Origin of the sequence: Pseudomonas abietaniphila (assembly GCF_900100795.1) — a bacterium.
Lineage (GTDB): Bacteria > Pseudomonadota > Gammaproteobacteria > Pseudomonadales > Pseudomonadaceae > Aquipseudomonas > Aquipseudomonas abietaniphila.
The window spans coordinates 311,118-327,338 of the sequence record NZ_FNCO01000007.1 but is presented as its reverse complement, the minus strand read 5'-3'; the positions used below and the strand labels follow the sequence as shown (position 1 = coordinate 327,338).

17 protein-coding genes are annotated in these 16,221 nt (G+C 62.1%); 5 read left to right on the top strand and 12 right to left on the bottom strand.

Annotated elements, in window-relative coordinates; all coding sequences use genetic code 11:
* Window positions 1–520: 520 nt before the first annotated feature.
* From BLS87_RS16075 to fhuF, 4 genes are read left to right on the top strand one after another with little or no spacing between them, the layout of a single operon-like run.
* Window positions 521–721: an MbtH family protein gene (locus tag BLS87_RS16075; RefSeq protein ID WP_074753465.1), complete on the top strand. Its 201-nt coding sequence runs from the start codon at window positions 521–523 to the stop codon at window positions 719–721.
* A 44-nt stretch (window positions 722–765) separates the two neighbouring features.
* Entirely contained in the window at window positions 766–1,752 is a 987-nt protein-coding gene (locus BLS87_RS16070; protein ID WP_425262226.1) for a TauD/TfdA family dioxygenase, read from the top strand.
* An 11-nt stretch (window positions 1,753–1,763) separates the two neighbouring features.
* A complete protein-coding gene (locus BLS87_RS16065) occupies window positions 1,764–2,600 on the top strand; it encodes a formyltransferase family protein (RefSeq protein ID WP_074753463.1) in 837 nt (278 codons plus the stop codon).
* A gap of 39 nt (window positions 2,601–2,639) precedes the next feature.
* Complete coding sequence (fhuF, locus tag BLS87_RS16060; protein WP_074753462.1) at window positions 2,640–3,359, top strand: siderophore-iron reductase FhuF; 720 nt, start codon at window positions 2,640–2,642, stop codon at window positions 3,357–3,359.
* Between the two features lie 293 nt (window positions 3,360–3,652).
* Here the strand turns inward: fhuF and BLS87_RS16055 are convergent, their stop codons facing one another.
* The 7 genes from BLS87_RS16055 to BLS87_RS16025 form a co-directional block, all read right to left on the bottom strand.
* Window positions 3,653–4,885: a sugar MFS transporter gene (locus BLS87_RS16055; protein ID WP_074753461.1), complete on the bottom strand. Its 1,233-nt coding sequence runs from the start codon at window positions 4,883–4,885 to the stop codon at window positions 3,653–3,655.
* Window positions 4,886–5,090: 205 nt separating this feature from the next.
* Complete coding sequence (locus tag BLS87_RS16050; RefSeq protein WP_074753460.1) at window positions 5,091–5,441, bottom strand: L-rhamnose mutarotase; 351 nt, start codon at window positions 5,439–5,441, stop codon at window positions 5,091–5,093.
* Window positions 5,438–6,214 carry an L-fucose dehydrogenase gene (locus BLS87_RS16045; RefSeq protein ID WP_074753459.1) on the bottom strand — a complete coding sequence of 259 codons (777 nt, stop codon included), beginning with the start codon at window positions 6,212–6,214 and terminating at the stop codon, window positions 5,438–5,440. Before BLS87_RS16045 ends, BLS87_RS16050 begins: the two co-directional genes overlap by 4 nt.
* A complete protein-coding gene (locus BLS87_RS16040; RefSeq protein WP_074753458.1) occupies window positions 6,211–7,092 on the bottom strand; it encodes an amidohydrolase family protein in 882 nt (293 codons plus the stop codon). The genes BLS87_RS16045 and BLS87_RS16040 overlap by 4 nt, the downstream gene beginning before the upstream one ends.
* Window positions 7,093–7,257: 165 nt before the next feature.
* Window positions 7,258–8,535 carry an L-fuconate dehydratase gene (locus BLS87_RS16035; protein ID WP_074753457.1) on the bottom strand — a complete coding sequence of 426 codons (1,278 nt, stop codon included), beginning with the start codon at window positions 8,533–8,535 and terminating at the stop codon, window positions 7,258–7,260.
* 212 nt (window positions 8,536–8,747) lie between these two features.
* The gene (locus BLS87_RS16030) at window positions 8,748–9,593 is read right to left on the bottom strand and encodes a fumarylacetoacetate hydrolase family protein (RefSeq protein ID WP_074753456.1); all 846 of its coding nucleotides are present in this window, start codon (window positions 9,591–9,593) and stop codon (window positions 8,748–8,750) included.
* Between the two features lie 63 nt (window positions 9,594–9,656).
* Entirely contained in the window at window positions 9,657–10,397 is a 741-nt protein-coding gene (locus tag BLS87_RS16025; RefSeq protein WP_074753455.1) for an SDR family oxidoreductase, read from the bottom strand.
* A 236-nt stretch (window positions 10,398–10,633) separates the two neighbouring features.
* Here BLS87_RS16025 and BLS87_RS16020 point away from each other — a divergent pair, with 236 nt between their 5' ends.
* Entirely contained in the window at window positions 10,634–11,395 is a 762-nt protein-coding gene (locus BLS87_RS16020) for a FadR/GntR family transcriptional regulator (RefSeq protein WP_074753454.1), read from the top strand.
* Between the two features lie 32 nt (window positions 11,396–11,427).
* Here the strand turns inward: BLS87_RS16020 and BLS87_RS16015 are convergent, their stop codons facing one another.
* The 5 genes from BLS87_RS16015 to BLS87_RS15995 form a co-directional block, all read right to left on the bottom strand.
* Window positions 11,428–12,261, bottom strand: coding sequence for an oxidoreductase (locus tag BLS87_RS16015; RefSeq protein ID WP_074753453.1), 834 nt, complete (start codon window positions 12,259–12,261; stop codon window positions 11,428–11,430).
* Window positions 12,262–12,405: 144 nt separating this feature from the next.
* A complete protein-coding gene (locus BLS87_RS16010; RefSeq protein ID WP_074753503.1) occupies window positions 12,406–13,731 on the bottom strand; it encodes an MFS transporter in 1,326 nt (441 codons plus the stop codon).
* 301 nt (window positions 13,732–14,032) lie between these two features.
* Window positions 14,033–14,353: a hypothetical protein gene (locus BLS87_RS16005; protein ID WP_074753452.1), complete on the bottom strand. Its 321-nt coding sequence runs from the start codon at window positions 14,351–14,353 to the stop codon at window positions 14,033–14,035.
* 113 nt (window positions 14,354–14,466) lie between these two features.
* Window positions 14,467–15,207, bottom strand: coding sequence for a histidine utilization repressor (gene hutC, locus BLS87_RS16000; protein WP_074753451.1), 741 nt, complete (start codon window positions 15,205–15,207; stop codon window positions 14,467–14,469).
* Between the two features lie 183 nt (window positions 15,208–15,390).
* Window positions 15,391–16,215 (bottom strand): amino acid ABC transporter ATP-binding protein, encoded by an 825-nt coding sequence (locus tag BLS87_RS15995; protein ID WP_074753502.1) that lies wholly within the window; start codon window positions 16,213–16,215, stop codon window positions 15,391–15,393.
* Window positions 16,216–16,221: the final 6 nt, after the last annotated feature.

The window sequence follows — 16,221 nt, the reverse complement described above, 5'->3', positions numbered from 1 at the left end:
CCGGCAGATCGCGGGCAAGCGCGCTCCTACGCCCTCCGGGCAGAATCAAAAGCAGAGCATCAAGCTGCTCTTGCGTGTGCCGGCGTCCAGCTCTGGCTTTTGATCTTGATCTTTCAACGCGTCAGCCCAGACACCACAAATCGCGACTTGGGTGCAGGCTGAACGCAGGTGGCGCGGAGTGGGCCGAGCGGCATGGATGCCGCGAGAGCCGCCCCCGGCCATGGATGGCCGATGGCGGTGGGCCCACGGAGCGTCGCCGGAGTGAAGGTACCTCGACGAAGTCGAGGCCAAACCGGGAGCCTCAAACCCTTGGTTACTTGGGGTTATCAAGTAACTCGCCGAAGGCGAAACAGTTAGGCCGTTAGGACGAACCCTCAATGCCAACGCAAATAACGGATCAGCACGCGATACCCAGCGCCCTCAGGATTTTTCAAAAAACCACTAATCATCCCGCCCGCTCAATCGTCTTCTAGATAACGCCGCCCTGCACGCGGCCAATCAACATCGACGAGGTCCACTCATGAGCTTTGACGGCGAAAACACCCAATTCCGCGTAGTCATCAACCACGAAGAACAGTACTCCATCTGGCCCGACTACAAAGCCATCCCCGAAGGCTGGAAAAGCGTCGGCGTCGAAGGCGACAAACAGACCTGCCTCACCTACATCGAAGCCACCTGGACCGACATGCGTCCATTGAGCCTGCGCAAGGCCATGGCCTGAATCACCCTTTTCCCTGCTGCTTCTGGAGCGCCTTGTCCATGAACATGAGCATGCTCACGCCACACCCCCTTGAGCTCGAAACCGGCTTTCCACTGCGGATCTACCCAAGCCAAGCGGGCGCCTCCCTCGCTGCGGAATTTCAAGCCCTGCGCAGCGTGGTCGAACAATCCCTGGAGCGCGACGGCGCGATCCTGTTCAGCGGTTTTGCCAGTGACGGCATCGAAGGCTTCCAGCGATTTGCGGCGGCGTTCGGACACCCGCTGCTCAACTACGAATTCGGCTCCACGCCACGCAGCCAGGTCGACGGAAAGGGGGTCTACACCTCCACCGAATACCCGGCGCACCGCTCGATCCCGCTGCACAACGAACAGGCGTACACCAACGAATGGCCGATGCGCATCTGGTTCTACTGCGCCAAAGCCGCCGCCAGTGGCGGCGAAACGCCGATCGCCGACAGCCGTGAAGTGTTCCGGCGCATCAACCCCGCGCTGCGCAAGCGCTTCGAAGAGAAACGCCTGATGTACGTGCGCAACTACGGCAATGGCCTGGACCTGACCTGGCAACAGGTGTTCAACACCGACCGTCACAGCGACGTCGAAGACTACTGCCGCAAGCGGGGCATCCAGTGCGACTGGAACGAAGACGGCGACCTGCGCACGCGTCAGCAGGTGCAGGGCGTGGCGCAACACCCGCGTACCCGCGACTGGGTCTGGTTCAACCAGGCGCACCTGTTCCATCTCTCCAATCTCGACCCGGACATGCAGGAGATCCTGCTGGACACAGTCGGCGAAGAAGGCTTGCCGCGCAACGTGTATTACGGCGACGGCAGCCCGCTGGAAGAGGACGCGCTGGCGGAAATTCGCGCAGTGCTCGCTGACTGTGAGGTGGTGTTCCCTTGGAAGACCGGCGATGTGCTGATGCTCGACAACATGCTCGTCGCCCACTCGCGCAAACCCTTCAGCGGTGAGCGAAAGGTGGTGGTTGCCATGGCCGAAGGCGTCAATGGCAACACGCTGTTCACTCCCAAATGAGTTCGAAACCCATGCAAAAAACCAAACTTGTTTACGTCTGGTCGCTGCGTAACGGCGCGGCGGATAAAGCCGGTCAATACGTCGACTACCACGGTGAAAAACGCTACATGAAGTCGCCGCTGGAGCACTTGGTCCAGGCGCTGAACGACACCCCATTGGGTGAGCACTACGCGTTGGAAGCGGTCATCTGCGACGACAACCCGGCATCGGCCCGTGACCGGGAAAGCATCAAGGAATACGGTTTTGCGCCGGGGCAGGGCGAGCACTGGTTCTACCCGGCGGACCTGAAGGTGCAGGGCCGTCTGGTGAATGAATTGTTGGAAAACGTGCCCTCGACCTACCGCGCGCTGCCGCTGGGCGACAGTCAGCGGCCAGCGGGCAAGTCCGACTTCGAGCGGCGTCTGGGCGAGCGTCTGCACGCACTGGAAGCCGACATCGTGGTGCTCGACGGGTTGCTGGTGATCCTCGATGAACTAGTGCGCCCCGGCGCAGATTTCCACCGTCGTGTCGTCAACGTCCATCCAGGCATCACCCGACTTGAGTCGCCTTATGAGCGTCGCGGCGCCTATGCCACCCTCGATGCGCTGTACGGCGCGAAGGGCAAAAAGGTGATCGACTGGTCGACCCGCGAAACCGTCGACATCCCGGTGGTGAACATGACCGGCGCATCGTTCCATTACGTCGACAACGGTATCGATTCCGGCGAGGTGATTTTCGACGTGCTGGATACGCCGATTGCGCCGGACGACACGATCCTCGAACTGCGCTGGAACAATTTCAACAACAGCCTGTTCCCGGCGCTGGAGCAGGGATTGCGGGTGCTGGCGCGGCGTCAGGCTCATCAGTAGCCCGTCAGAACACGCGGCGCCCGCCAAGGGAATCAGGCGATGATCCCCGCGCTGGCGCCGTTGTTCATCGCCGACTTTGCGCACTATCGGGACGTCCTGGTGCTGGAGGACGACCCACGTCCTGCCGTGCCACTGCGCACGCTGCTCACGCCCGAGGTGTTCAGTTCGGTATTGAACCGGTTCGGCGCGCAGTATCCCGGCAGCGACCGGCGAGGTCTGGCCTCGATCTGGTCCAAGTACTACTTCACCAAACTGATCCCGCCAGTGGTGGCGGCGTCATTGATGCTCGATCACCGCCTGCCGCTGCGGCTTGAGCAACTTCAGGTGATGCTGGACGAGCAGGGGATGCCGCTCGGCTTCAAACTGCCGGATCCCGGCCAGCGCTGGGCCCTTGCGCCAACCGACACCTTCCAGCGTTTCGATGAGCTGACCGAAGGCCACCTGCGTCCCTTCATCGACACTGTGGCAATCCTCACGCGCTTGTCCCCCAAGGTCCTTTGGAGCAACGCCGGCAATTACTTCGAATGGCTGCTGGGCGTGCTCGCCAGCGCCATCCCGCAGGCCGACCTGAGCCATGGCCACGACCTGCTGAATGCAGTTGATCTTCCGGACGGCCGTCGCAACCGGCTGTATCAACCCGTGCAGTACATCAAGGTTGCGGGACAGGTGGATTTGAAGCGTCAACGGCGGGTCTGCTGCGTGCGTTATCGGGTCGGCGGGCTGGCCGTCTGTGAGAACTGCCCGTTGCCCAACGCCTGACTGCCAGTCTTGACGCAGCTCACTGCGCTGCGACAACACCTGTAGGAGCCGGCTTGCTGGCGAACCCGTCAGTCGGGACACATCGATGTCGACTGACGGGACGCTTTCGCCAGCAAGCCGGCTCCCACAAGGTCGGTGCCTGCCCCAGATTCCCGGAACACCGACAATCCCTGTAGGAGACGTCCGAGGTTACGAGGGCAGCGAAGGCGGCGGCTCGGTCACCATAGATGCCGCTGACCCGGCGCATTCGTCCGAACGCGGCCCGCACCAAGCCGGCTCCTACAGGGTCTGCGTTAACGTGGGTGGCTGCGCAGCCCACTCTTGCCATAAAACGCCACCACCACAAAGCACCCCAACGGCAGCAGGTACGCCAGCGCGGTCGAGAAGTGATCCGCCACCAGGCCCATGAAGTAAGGCATCAGCGCGCCGCCGACGATGGCCATGATCAGGAACGAGCTGCCGCGTTTGGTGTGGGGCCCAAGGTTTTTCACGCCCATGGCGAAGATGGTCGGGAACATGATCGACATGAAGAAAAAGATCGCGATCAGTGCCACCACCGACACGCTCTCGACCCCGCTGACCACCACCGCGCACAGCGCCACGTTGACCCAGGCGTAAACCATCAGCAGCCGTTGCGCCGCAATACGGCCCATCAGCCAGGTACTGAAGAAACGCCCGCACATGAAGCAGATCATCGCCACCGACAGCAGGTAAGCGGCGGTCTGGCTGGTCATGCTCGCCCAGTGTTCGGTGACGTAGTTGATGAAGAACGCGCCGACGCCGACTTGGGCGGCCACGTAGAAGAACTGGGTGATCACGCCCCCGACGAATTCACGGTGCTGCCACAGGGTCTTGCTGTCGCTGCGCTGGATTGTCGATTCCTGTTCGCGCAAATCTGGCATGGGTGTGCGGGCAAACAGGGCGGCGACCAGCAGCACGATCACGGCAATGACCACGTAGGTGGTCTGCAGAGAGCTGTTGTCGCTGCCGGCATTGACACTGCCGAAGAACAGCGCACCGCCGAGCAGCGGGCCGACGAACTGGCCGAGCCCGTTGAACGACTGCGCCAGATTCAGCCGACGCTCTGCGCCTTGCGGGTCACCCAGCACCGTGGCGTAAGGGTTGGCTGCGGTTTCCAGACAGCCCAGGCCCAAGGCAATGACGAACAGCGCGAACAGGAAAAACGGGAAGCTCGCGGCATTGGCAGCGGGCATGAACAGCAGGGCACCCGCCGCATAAAGGCACAGGCCCAACAGGATCCCGGCCTTGTAGCCGAAGCGGTCCATCAGCAGGCCGGCGGGCAGGGCGATGATGAAGTAAGCGCCGAAATACGCCGCCTGCAACAGGCCGGACTGCGCCTTGCTGACATGCAGGGTTTCCTGGAAGTGCTTGTTCAACACATCGAGCAGGCCGTACGACAGGCCCCAGAGGAAAAACAGACTGGTCACCAACATCAACGCCACGCGCACCGAAGGCACGGCGGGGCGGTACACCTGGGATTCGACTTTCGTGTCTTTGGTCAACATGACGCTCTCCTTTTGTTTTTGTTGGGGCGTGAAGCTGTCGAGTCAGTCGTTCGGGTGCCACAGGGTTCAAATGTGATGGGGCACTCTGCGGGAGCAAATTTATTCGCGAAAAATGGTCCAGGCACGACAGAGGGTTTGGCTGCACCGGCCTCTCGCGGAAAAAATTCGCTTCCACAGGGGGATGTATTTCTCCAGGCGAGCCGGGTTATCGAGGCTGTTCCGCCAGGCTGAAAATCCGCGCCATCGCCTGCCACTTGTTGCCCGGTTCCGTCCACGGCGTTGGTTTCTGGAAGGCCCACATCAGGTCTTCCCATTCCTGCACCTTGGGGTTCTCGGCCGAGGCGTTGTCCATCGCCTGGGCACTGAAATTCGCCGCAGTTTCCATGACCATGAACAGCCGCGTGCCGAGTCGCCAGATCTGCATGTCGAGCACGCCGACACCGCGCAGGTGATCGGCGATCTCGGGCCAGATGCGCTGGTGCAGTCGTTCGTATTCGGCGATCAATGCGGGGTCGTCGACCAGGTCCAGCGCCAGGCAGTAGCGTTGTCGGCTCATGTCAGTGCCCGGTCGAGATGGGTGTAACCGCCGTCCACCACCAGCCATTGCCCGGTGGTGTGCGAGGCGCGGGAAGACAGCAGGAACAACACGCTGTCGGCGATCTCGGTCGGGGTGGTCATGCGCTGGCCGAGCGGGATCTTCTCGACGATCTTCTCAAGCTTCGCTTTGGGGTCGTCGAAGCTTGAAATCCAGCGCTCATACAGCGGGGTCATGACCTCTGCGGGAATCACTGCGTTGACCCGCACGCCGTCGTCGAGCAACGACGCGGCCCACTCGCGGGTCAGCGACAGTTGCGCGCCTTTGGACGCGGTGTAGCCGCTGGTGCCGCCTTGCCCGGTGAGCGCGGTTTTCGAGCCGATATTGACGATGGCGCCCTGACTCGCCTTCAGCGCGTCGACGCACAAATGGGTCATGAGGTAATAGTGGATCAGGTTTTTTTCCAGCGATTCGATGAACGCGCTGCGGCCGGCCTCCAGGCCAACGTTGTCGTTGACCCCGGCATTGTTCACCAGTCCGTCGATGCGCCCGAAGCGTTCGAGGACTTTGCTGACGGCGGCAGCACAACCGGCTTCGTCGCGCAGCTCCACTTGCAGGAACAGGCTTTGCGGCTGGCGTCGGTCCAGCTCGGCCGCGAGTTCGGCGGGCAACGGCTGGTTGGCGAAGATCACCGGGATCGCGCCTTCTTCGGCCAGCCCCAGGGAAATGGCCGCGCCGATGCCGGAGCCGCCGCCAGTGACGATAATGACTTTGTTTTGCAGATGCAGGTTCATGGGCAGTTTCCTTTCAGGCCATAAAGGCGAATGGCGTTGCCGCCGCGAATCGCCGCCTGTTCGTCGGCGGACAGTTCGCGAAGGGCGGATTCGAACAGGCGATGAACGTCGCTGTAGGTGCCGGCCAGCTGGCACACCGGCCAGTCGGAGCCAAACATCAGCCGCTGCGGGCCAAACAGCTCCAGCGCAAGGTACAAGTACGGCAGCAGCTCGACGGGTCGCCATTGCTGCCAGTCGGCTTCGGTGATGAGGCCTGACAGCTTGCAACTGACGTGGGGCAGGGCGGCGAGCGGGGCGATCCGGTCGGCCCAGGCGATGGGGTCTTCCTGGGAAACGTCCGGTTTGCCGAGATGATCGAGAACGATGGTGTGCTCGTCGTGATGTTGGCAGAAGCCAGCGGCGGCCTGGAGGTCGGCGTCCTTGATCAACAGGTCATACGTCAGGCCTCGGGCCTGCAGCAGACGCACGCCCCGGGCGAATGACGGGTCTTGCATGAACAGCGAAGGCGAGGGTTCGTCCTGAACCAGATGGCGGAGGCCGACCAGCTTCTCGGACTCGGCCCGCCGCTCCAGTTGCCGCTCAAGGTCCGGGGCGCGCAGGTCGACCCAGCCGACCACGCCGAGGATCCATGGGTGCCGGGCGGCGAGGTCGAGCAAGGTGTCGGTCTCGTCGAGGCTGTGGCGCGCCTGCACGGCGATGCAGCCCGCGATGCCGTGCTGGTCGAGCAGCGGCTTCAAATCCTCCGGCAGGAAGTCACGTCGCAGGGCGCCGTGTCGATCGCCGATCCACGGGTATTCCTGCGCACGGTAGCGCCAGAAGTGCTGGTGGGCGTCCACGCGTAACGTGGCTACCGAATGACGTGTTTCCTGGGACGACATTGTTGTTGTACTCCGTCCGTTGTTGCGGGTCCGACGCTATCCCCCAGTGGGAGCGAATTCATTCGCGATTGGCCGTCCGGATCAAACATCTCTGTCGGCAGAAAGATTTTTCGCGAATGAATTCGCTCCCACAGGGGCGCTGAGTCTTCTCGTCGCAGCAGAGGGTCACCCGCGATACGCATACTGCGTGCGCGACGCCTCTTTCATCTGGATCGAAAACCCCGGCGCGGTCGGCGGCATGTACGCGGCATCGCGAATCACGCACGGGTCTTCGAAGTGTTCATGCAGGTGATCGACGAACTCCACCACGCGGCCTTCATGGGTGCCGGCCAGGCACAGGTAGTCGATCATAGACAGGTGCTGCACGTACTCGCACAACCCGACGCCTCCGGCATGCGGGCACACTGGCAGGTGGTACTTGGCGGCCATCAGCATCACGGCCAGCACCTCGTTGACCCCACCCAGACGGCAGGCGTCGATCTGCACCACGTCAATGGCTTCGCGCATGATCAGTTGCTTGAAGACGATGCGGTTCTGGCACATTTCACCGGTCGCCACTTTGACCGGGGAGACGCCGAGACGGATCTTGCGATGGCCCTCGACGTCATCCGGGCTGGTCGGTTCTTCAATGAACCACGGCTTGGCGAATGACAACTCGCGCACCCAGTCGATGGCAGCATCCACTTCCCAGACCTGGTTGGCGTCGATCATCAGATGACGGTCCGGCCCCAGGACTTCGCGGGCGATGCGCACGCGACGAATGTCATCCTGCAGGTCGCGGCCGACCTTGAGCTTGATGTGCGAGAAGCCGCCGTCGACCGCTTCCTGGCACAGTCGACGCAGCTTGTCGTCGGGGTAGCCCAGCCATCCGGCCGACGTGGTGTAGCAGGGGTAACCCTCGGCTTTCAGCGACTGCAAGCGCTCGGCTTTGCCTTGGGCGCGGTCGCGGAGCAAGGCCAGTGCTTCGTCCGGGGTGATGCAGTCGGTGATGTAGCGAAAATCGATGCAACGCACCAGTTGCTCGGGGCTCATGTCGGCCACCAGTTGCCACACCGGTTTGCCTTCGGATTTGGCCCACAGGTCCCAGGTGGCGTTGACCACGGCGCCAGTCGCCAGATGAATCGCACCCTTGTCCGGGCCGATCCAGCGCAACTGGCTGTCGCTGGTGACGTGGCGCCAGAAACGGCCCATGTCCTCGGCGATCCACTCAAGCTTCAGGCCGACCATGACGCCCGACAGGGCCTTGATCGCCGCGCAGCAGATCTCGTTGCCGCGACCGATGGTGAACGTCAGGCCATGGCCTTGCAGGGTGGGGTGATCGGTTTCAAGAATGACGTACGCCGCCGAGTAGTCAGGGTCGGGGTTCATCGCGTCGGAGCCGTCCAGCGACTGCGACGTGGGGAAACGAATGTCTTCAACGCGCAGGGCGGTGATGGTGGTCATGGCGGGTCCCGTTGGAATTGTTTTTGGACAGTGCAACGTTCGTTGAAACCTTTACGTGTGGGACTGAGCCACAACCGGGCAAACACCCCCCCGATTGCAGGAGCCGGCTGGCTGGCGAAGGCGGTCGGTCAGTGAGTATCCACTTGACTGACAAGCCCGGTTCGCCAGCAAGCCGGCTCCTACAGGGGATTGGGCGTTCAGTCCCAGGGGGTTCAGGCATCGACCGTCAGTTGCTCCTGTTCGCCCAGACCTTCGATGCCCAGACGCATGCGCTGGCCCGCGCGCAGAAACACTGGCTCCGGCTTGATGCCCAGACCCACGCCCGGTGGTGTGCCGGTGGAAATCACGTCGCCCGGTTGCAGGCTCATGAACTGGCTGAGGTAGCTGACCAGTTTCGGGATCTGGAAAATCATCGTGCGGGTGCTGCCGTTCTGGTAACGCTTGCCGTCCACTTCCAGCCACAGGTTGAGCTGATGCGGGTCGGCAATTTCGTCCTTGGTCACCAGCCAGGGTCCCATGGGGCCGAAGGTGTCGCAGCCCTTGCCCTTGTCCCAGGTGCCGCCACGCTCGATCTGGAATTCACGCTCGGACACGTCGTTGATCACGCAGTAGCCGACCACATGCTCCATCGCATTGGCTTCGTCGATGTAGCGTCCGCCCTTGCCGATGACCACGCCGAGTTCGACTTCCCAGTCGGTCTTCTTCGAGTTGCGCGGGATTTCCACGTTGTCGTTGGGACCGACGATGGCGCTGGTCCACTTGTTGAAAATGATCGGCTCTTTGGGAATGTCCGCCCCGGTTTCAGCAGCATGGTCGGCGTAGTTCAGGCCGATGCAGATGAATTTGCCGACCTGAGCCACGCAAGGGCCGATGCGGGGTGTGCCGTCGACCAATGGCAGGCTGGCAGGGTCCAGTGCTTTGAGCGTCGCGATGCGTTCCGGGCTCAGGGCCGGACCCGAGACGTCGTCGATGAATTCCGACAGGTCGCGGATGCCGCCGTCCTTGTCCAGCAGGGCCGGGCGTTCTTTGCCGGGTTGACCGTAGCGCAGCAGTTTCATGGGGTGTCCTCGTTCAAATGAATAGTCAGAATTGGGCGTCAGTCTCTGTAGGCGCGGATGAAATCAGTTACTCCACCCACCGTCGATGATCTGTGCCGTGCCGGTAGTAAACCCGCTGGCGGGCGAACCAAGATATAACGCCAGTTGCGCGATCTCTTGCGGCGTGCCGAGACGCCCCATCGGTTGACGTGCCTCAAATGCGGCGTACACCTGGGCTTCATCGCGATGCTCGCGCACGGCCTGTTCGGCCACACGCTGACGCAGCGACGGCGATTCGACGGTACCGGGGCAGATGCAGTTGCAACGGATGTTCTGCCCGACGAAATCGGCAGCGACAGACCGCGTGATGCCGATCACCGCAGCTTTGCTGGCGCAGTAGGCGAATCGGTTGGGAACGCCCTTGATGGCGGACGCCACCGACGACATGTTGATGATCGAACCGCCGCCGTTGGCCAGCATGGCCGGCAGGAAGGCGCGGATCATCTTGTACATGGCAGTGACGTTGAGGTCGAAGGCGAAGCTCCAGTCCTTGTCCGAGCATTCGAGAATGTTGCCGCTGTGCACCACGCCTGCGCAGTTGAACAGCACGTCCAGCGCGCCGATCTCGGCTGCCAGTCGCTCGATGGCCGCGTGATCGGTGACGTCCAGCACGTGTTTGTGCACGCCTTCGAGGGTGTCCAGGGCTGCGCCGTTGATGTCGACGGCAAAGACTTCCGCGCCCGCATTCAGGTAAGCCTCGACGCTGGCTTGACCGATGCCCTGAGCGGCGGCGGTGATGAGCACTCGCTTACCGGTGAGGTCCATATTGAATCCCTTGTTCTTATTGTAAAGACGACCGAGGCGTCAGGTCTAAAGGTCAGGCCATTGATGGCGCAGTGACGGTGACTGGGAGCACGCTCAACCGGCAGAGGTTTGCTATGATCCGTTCACTGCAGTCGTCCAATGGTCAGGCCATTGGTCCCGTTTTTAGCACTTGTGCCGTACCTCAACAAGGTCATTTTTCTGCCGGGTTGCACTTTTCATTTTCGAGCTGAGTTCCGATGCCCATCCAAGCTATTGATAACCAACGGCTTTACCGCCAGATCGCCGACCAGCTGCGCGCCTTGATCGACAGCGGTGAATTTCCGCCGGGCAGTCGTCTGCCCGCCGAGCGCGAGCTGGCCAAGCTGCTGGGTGTCAGCCGCGCGTCGGTGCGTGAGGCGATGATTGCGCTGGAAGTGATTGGTCTGGTCGATGTACGGGTCGGCAATGGCGTGCTGGTCTGTGAGCCACCCTTGCAGATCCTGTCTGACGAACCTGTGATGAAACAGGCGACCCGCGATCAATGGAAAGACATCGACCCTGAACTGGGCATCGAAGTGGATTTCAGCGCGGAGATTCCGCCCTTTGCGTTGTTGCAGGCCCGACGACTGATCGAGCCGGAAACTGCAGCCCTCGCGGCGCAGCATGCCAGTGATGAAGAGCTTGAATCGATCCGTGAAGCCTTCGAGCGCAACACCCACGATAATCGCGAACACTCCCACACGCATCCGGGCGACCGGCTGTTCCATATTCGTATCGCTCAAGCGTCCGGTAATCCGGCTTACGCGCTGATGATCCAGCATCTGCTCGGTCATCAATACGGCAGCATGTTCCAACGCCTGCAAGCGCATTACACCTCGGACGACATGCCGTTTCGCTCGGAGCACGAGCACCGGTTGATCCTTCAGGCGTTGCAGAACCGCAATCCCGACGCTGCACGCCAGGCGATGGCGGATCACCTGGATGAGGTGATCCGGATCTTCAGCCGGGGCGGGGTTTAGCAGCAAGGCAACAGAAGCGGGTCGCCCAGACTTCACCCATCCGTCGACCGCGTCACCGCTTCCCACGCGGCAATCTCTGATTCCAGCAACGCCAGCTTGTCTCGCACCAGCTTCAGTGCGTCGCTGCCGAGCAACAGGTGCGCAGGCGGGTTTTCGCTGTCGATCAGCTTCAACATCGCATCGGCTGCCTTCACCGGGTCACCGATCTGCTTGCCGCTGCGCTCCTCGCGGGCCTTGCGAATCGGGTCGAAGGTTTCGTCGTAGTCGGCGATCTGCCGTGGCGAGCGTTGCATTGAACGGCCGGCCCAGTCCGTGCGAAAACCGCCCGGCGCGACCGCTGTGACATGCACGTTGAACGGCTTCAGCTCCTTGCCCAGCGCTTCCGAGATCCCCTCGAGCGCGAACTTGCTGCCGTTGTAGTAGGCGATGCCCGGCATGGTAATGAAGCCACCCATGGAGGTGATGTTGAGGATGTGCCCCTTGCGGCGCTGGCGAAACAGCGGAACGAACGCCTTGGTGACCGCCACGGCGCCGAACACGTTGACGTCGAACTGCCGACGCAGTTCGTCCAGCGAGGACTCTTCCAGAATGCCTTCGTGGCCGTAGCCAGCGTTGTTGACCAGCACATCCACCGGGCCGAATGCCTTGTCGACGTTGTTGATCACGCTGTCGATGGCGTCGAATTCAGTCACGTCCAGCAGCACGCCATGGGCGCGGCCCTCGGCCTGAGATTCAAACGCGGTCAGTGCTTCCTGGGTGCGCACGGTGCCAATGACCGTGTGCCCGGCCACCAGTGCCTGCGCGGCGAGCGCCTTGCCAAAGCCACTGCTGACGCCGGTGATGAACAGGGTTTTTGTCGTACTCATGGTGTATCCCTCACGAGGCAGATGCCGTTGCTTGATCACCCATGTTAGGAACATCAGGTGGCCAAGCGGTGTACCAGTTCTGCGGGATGATTGCCTGATCCTGCCGCGAGGGTAGCGAATAGGTCGATCAACACCGCATTGGCGTCAAGTCGAAGCGTTCGCCTTGGTCTTGGTCACCAACCGCAATCCACTGGCCACGCTGCCCACCGCGGCGAACCCGGCGCCGATGCTCAGTGCCAGCGCCGGGCCGTGTTCGCTGGAAATCCCGAAACTCAGCGCCACCAGGGCGGCGCCGGTGGCCTGGCCGATCAAGCGGGCGGTGGCGATGGTGCCGCTGGCGCCGCTGGAGCGTTCTTTCGGGGCGCTGGTCATCAGCGCTTTCTGATTCGGTGCCTGGAAAAAGCCGAAGCCGATGCCGCACAGAACCATCCGCGCGGCGATGGACATGACGCTGGCGTCCGCAGGCATGGTCGCCAGGGAAATCATCCCGCAGCAGAGCAACGCCAGACCGATGCCGCCGAGCAGCCCCGGCGGGTAACGATCGGACATGCGTCCGGCGAACGGCGCGATCATCGCCACCACCACCGACCAGGGCGTCATCAGGAAACCGGTCTGCACCGGGTCACGGCCCAGCGTGGTTTCGAAGAAGAACGGCAGTGACACGAACGCCAAACCTTGCGTGGCGAACGAGCAAAAGGCAGTCAGGGCTGACAAGGCAAACATCGGGCGTTTGAGCAGGTCCAGCGGGAACATCGGCGCCGGATGCCCGGCCTCGCGTTTGAGCATCGCCGCGCCGCTGACCAGAAAGATCGCCAGGGCGATCAGCACGGTGGTCATCGAGCCCAGCTGCGCGGCCTCGCTCAAGGCGAAGATCAGCGCACCAAAGGTGATGACGTTAAGGATCGCCGTCACCCGGTCAAAGGTCAGGCTGCCGGGTTGGGCGGTAGGCAGCGAGTTCCAGGCGAACACCAGGGCGAACACGCCGATGGGCAAGTTGATTGCGAACAGCCATGGCCAACTGGCCACCGACAGCACCAATGAGGCAATGGTGGGGCCGATGGAAAACGACGTGCCGACCACCAGCGCATTCATGCCCAGCCCGCGGCCGAGGCGCTCGCGGGGGAAGATCGAGCTGATCAGACCGGCGTTCACGCTCATGATCGCGCTGGCGCCCAGGCCTTGCAACACACGGGCGATGGTCAGCGTGGGTAACGACCAGGCGAACGTGCACAGCGCCGAAGACAGCACGAACAGCATCAACCCGCCAAGGTAGACCTTGCGTTGACCCAGCACACCGCCCAAGGCCGCGAACGGCAGCAGGGTTGCCACCGCCGCCAGTTGGTAGGCGTTGATGATCCACACCGACGCCGCGGGCGACGCGTTAAGGTCGGCGGCAATGGCGGGCAGGGCGGTATTGGCGATGGCCGTGTCGAGCGTGGCCAGGGCGATGGACAGCAGAATCGCAACCATGCCGCGAAATTCGCGGGGGGTGAGCTTATCGCTGACGCGCGGGGAATCCTGAGTGGCGGGCTGGACCATTATCGACAACGCTCCGGGGACTGCAGGCGGGTCTGCCTGCACAGACGAAAGCGTGATGGTGCCGGTTTGTTAGGGGGCTATGCAATGGGCAAATGCTTGAGTTTGAGCGGCTCCAGGAATGCGACCGGTTGTTGTAGGAGCGCGCTTGCGAATGCGGTGTGCCTGTGACGATTGCACTGGCTGACCCTCCGCAATCGCCGGCAAGCGCGCTCCTACAAGGGATCGGCGTTGTTTAACCGCCAGCGGTATCAATGTCCCGATCCGTGTCGCCGGTCTGGTTCTCTTCCTTGGTCTTGTCAGGGGACTCGTGTTCCTCAGGCTCGAAATCCGGCGTGAAGCTGTTTTCGCCCGACTGATTGCCGTTGTTTTCCTGACTTTGTGCGCCATTGTTGCTCTGGCTTTGAGCACCGTCCTGACTTTGGGAAGTGCCCTGGTTTTGCTCAGGTGCTGTGTTCGGCGCGGCCTTGTCCTGGCCCATGTGGTTGTCCGGGGTGTCCGGGTCGATGGCAGGGTCGTGACGCTCTTGGGTCTGCTGGTTCTGTTGGTTATCCATATGCACCTCTTCTGTACGCCCGAATCACCGGGGCTTACAGCGTTCGAGGGCAGGGCGTCACAGGCGTTCGATGAATCTGCTGACCGGCTGTCTCCCGCCTTCAACGAGGCCGTTCAACTGTCGCGGTAACTGCCCGTCACCGGCAAGCGGCTGCCGAGACGGTAGCGTGAAGAAGGGTGGACCAACCGCACGTAGGTCACGACGCGGCCGCTGTTCCACGTGCGACGCATCAGCACCAGACAGGGCTCGCTGGCGTCGATCTGCAGGTATTTGAGTTCGTCGGCGGTCGGGTGACTGGCCTCGACAATGTGCTCCATTTCGTCCGGTTGAATGATCTGCAGCAGGTAGCGCGCTGATTGCAAGGCGTCGCCGAAGGGTTGCTGCAAAAAGTCCGGCGCCGTGTGCGGATTGACGTAGCGATCCTCCAGCTGCACTGCGATATCTTCTTCGTAATGCACGCAGAGCAGGTGAAACACCGAGGCACCGGTGGGCAATGAGAGCGCCGAGGCGATCGGCATCGACGCTGATTCCCGCGTCAGTTGCAACACCTGACAGCGATAACGATGCCCCCGCGCCAGAATCTCATCGGCGATGTTGGTGATGTGCAGCAGGTTCGATTGCGGCTTGCTCTCGGCGACGAAGGTGCCCACCCCGGACACCCGCAGCAGACGGCCTTCTTCGGTCAGTTCGCGCAATGCCCGGTTGACCGTCATGCGCGACATGCCCAGTTCCAGGACCAGGCGGTTTTCAGACGGAATCAGGTCACCCGGTTTCCATTCCCCGGACACCAGCTTGCCGTGCACAAAATCCTTCGCCTGGCGGTACAGGGCTTGTGGCGCCGGCTTGTCCATCATTGACCTCCTTTAATCGCGCCGCTGTCTGTAGGAGCGTGGCTTGTCCCGCGATCGGCGACGGAGTCGTCGTGATTTCTGCGCCTGCGGTGTATCTGACACTGCCAGAGCGTATGGATTTACGACTGCTTCGCAGCCGATCGCGGGACAAGCCACGCTCCTACAGGTACGTCCTCAGGACCAACATCACTGCTTGCCGTCCTGCCAGAACGCATTGCGGTCGAGGTAATTCTGCAAAAACTGCTGCAAGCGCGGCTGTTCGGCGTTGTGGAAGATCTGTTGGGGTGTGCCCCGCGCGACCACTTCGCCCTGATCGAGAAAAATCACCGAATCGGCCACCTGTGCGGCAAAGCCCATTTCGTGGGTGACCACGACCATGGTCATGCCTTCTTTGGCCAGGGTCTTCATCACCTGCAGCACTTCGCCCACCAGTTCCGGGTCGAGCGCGGAGGTGGGTTCGTCGAACAGCATGATGTGCGGCTCCATCGCCAGCGCCCGGGCAATCGCCACGCGCTGCTGTTGACCGCCGGACAACTGCGCGGGATAGGCATTCGCCTTGTGCGCCAGCCCGACTTTTTCCAGCATCGCCATGCCGCGCCGGGTCGCCTCAATGGCCGACAGCTTGCGCACTCTGCGCAAGGCTTCGCAGACGTTGCCCAAGGCGGTCATGTGCGGCCACAGGTTGAATTGCTGGAACACCATGCCGACGTTGCGGCGAACCTGATTGATCTGCGATTGCGGCGCGCGTCGGCGACCTTTGTCGGTGTTCTGCCAGCCGAGCAACTGACCCTCGATGCGAATCTCGCCTTCGTCGTATTCCTCAAGGAAGGCCATGCTGCGCAGCAACGTGCTTTTTCCGGAGCCCGAAGGGCCGATCAGGCACACCACTTCCGAGCGCTGCACCTGCAGGTCGATGCCCTTGAGCACGCGCAGGGCGCCAAAGCTTTTGCCCACCTTGCTCAGCGACAGAATGGTCGGCTGGTCGCCCGGCGCTGTTGCTGAAGTCTTCATGCATTC

Excerpts from the sequence above, each read along its gene's own strand:
- BLS87_RS16045 (WP_074753459.1), bottom strand. The coding sequence starts at position 6,214 with ATGAACCTGCATCTGCAAAACAAAGTCATTATCGTCACTGGCGGCGGC.
- BLS87_RS16065 (WP_074753463.1), top strand. The coding sequence starts at position 1,764 with ATGCAAAAAACCAAACTTGTTTACGTCTGGTCGCTGCGTAACGGCGCG.
- BLS87_RS16025 (WP_074753455.1), bottom strand. The coding sequence starts at position 10,397 with ATGGACCTCACCGGTAAGCGAGTGCTCATCACCGCCGCCGCTCAGGGC.
- BLS87_RS16020 (WP_074753454.1), top strand. The coding sequence starts at position 10,634 with ATGCCCATCCAAGCTATTGATAACCAACGGCTTTACCGCCAGATCGCC.
- BLS87_RS16055 (WP_074753461.1), bottom strand. The coding sequence starts at position 4,885 with ATGTTGACCAAAGACACGAAAGTCGAATCCCAGGTGTACCGCCCCGCC.
- BLS87_RS16075 (WP_074753465.1), top strand. The coding sequence starts at position 521 with ATGAGCTTTGACGGCGAAAACACCCAATTCCGCGTAGTCATCAACCAC.
- fhuF (WP_074753462.1), top strand. The coding sequence starts at position 2,640 with ATGATCCCCGCGCTGGCGCCGTTGTTCATCGCCGACTTTGCGCACTAT.
- BLS87_RS16005 (WP_074753452.1), bottom strand. The coding sequence starts at position 14,353 with ATGGATAACCAACAGAACCAGCAGACCCAAGAGCGTCACGACCCTGCC.
- hutC (WP_074753451.1), bottom strand. The coding sequence starts at position 15,207 with ATGATGGACAAGCCGGCGCCACAAGCCCTGTACCGCCAGGCGAAGGAT.
- BLS87_RS16035 (WP_074753457.1), bottom strand. The coding sequence starts at position 8,535 with ATGACCACCATCACCGCCCTGCGCGTTGAAGACATTCGTTTCCCCACG.
- BLS87_RS16015 (WP_074753453.1), bottom strand. The coding sequence starts at position 12,261 with ATGAGTACGACAAAAACCCTGTTCATCACCGGCGTCAGCAGTGGCTTT.
- BLS87_RS16050 (WP_074753460.1), bottom strand. The coding sequence starts at position 5,441 with ATGAGCCGACAACGCTACTGCCTGGCGCTGGACCTGGTCGACGACCCC.
- BLS87_RS16010 (WP_074753503.1), bottom strand. The coding sequence starts at position 13,731 with ATGGTTGCGATTCTGCTGTCCATCGCCCTGGCCACGCTCGACACGGCC.
- BLS87_RS16040 (WP_074753458.1), bottom strand. The coding sequence starts at position 7,092 with ATGTCGTCCCAGGAAACACGTCATTCGGTAGCCACGTTACGCGTGGAC.
- BLS87_RS15995 (WP_074753502.1), bottom strand. The coding sequence starts at position 16,215 with ATGAAGACTTCAGCAACAGCGCCGGGCGACCAGCCGACCATTCTGTCG.
- BLS87_RS16070 (WP_425262226.1), top strand. The coding sequence starts at position 766 with ATGAGCATGCTCACGCCACACCCCCTTGAGCTCGAAACCGGCTTTCCA.
- BLS87_RS16030 (WP_074753456.1), bottom strand. The coding sequence starts at position 9,593 with ATGAAACTGCTGCGCTACGGTCAACCCGGCAAAGAACGCCCGGCCCTG.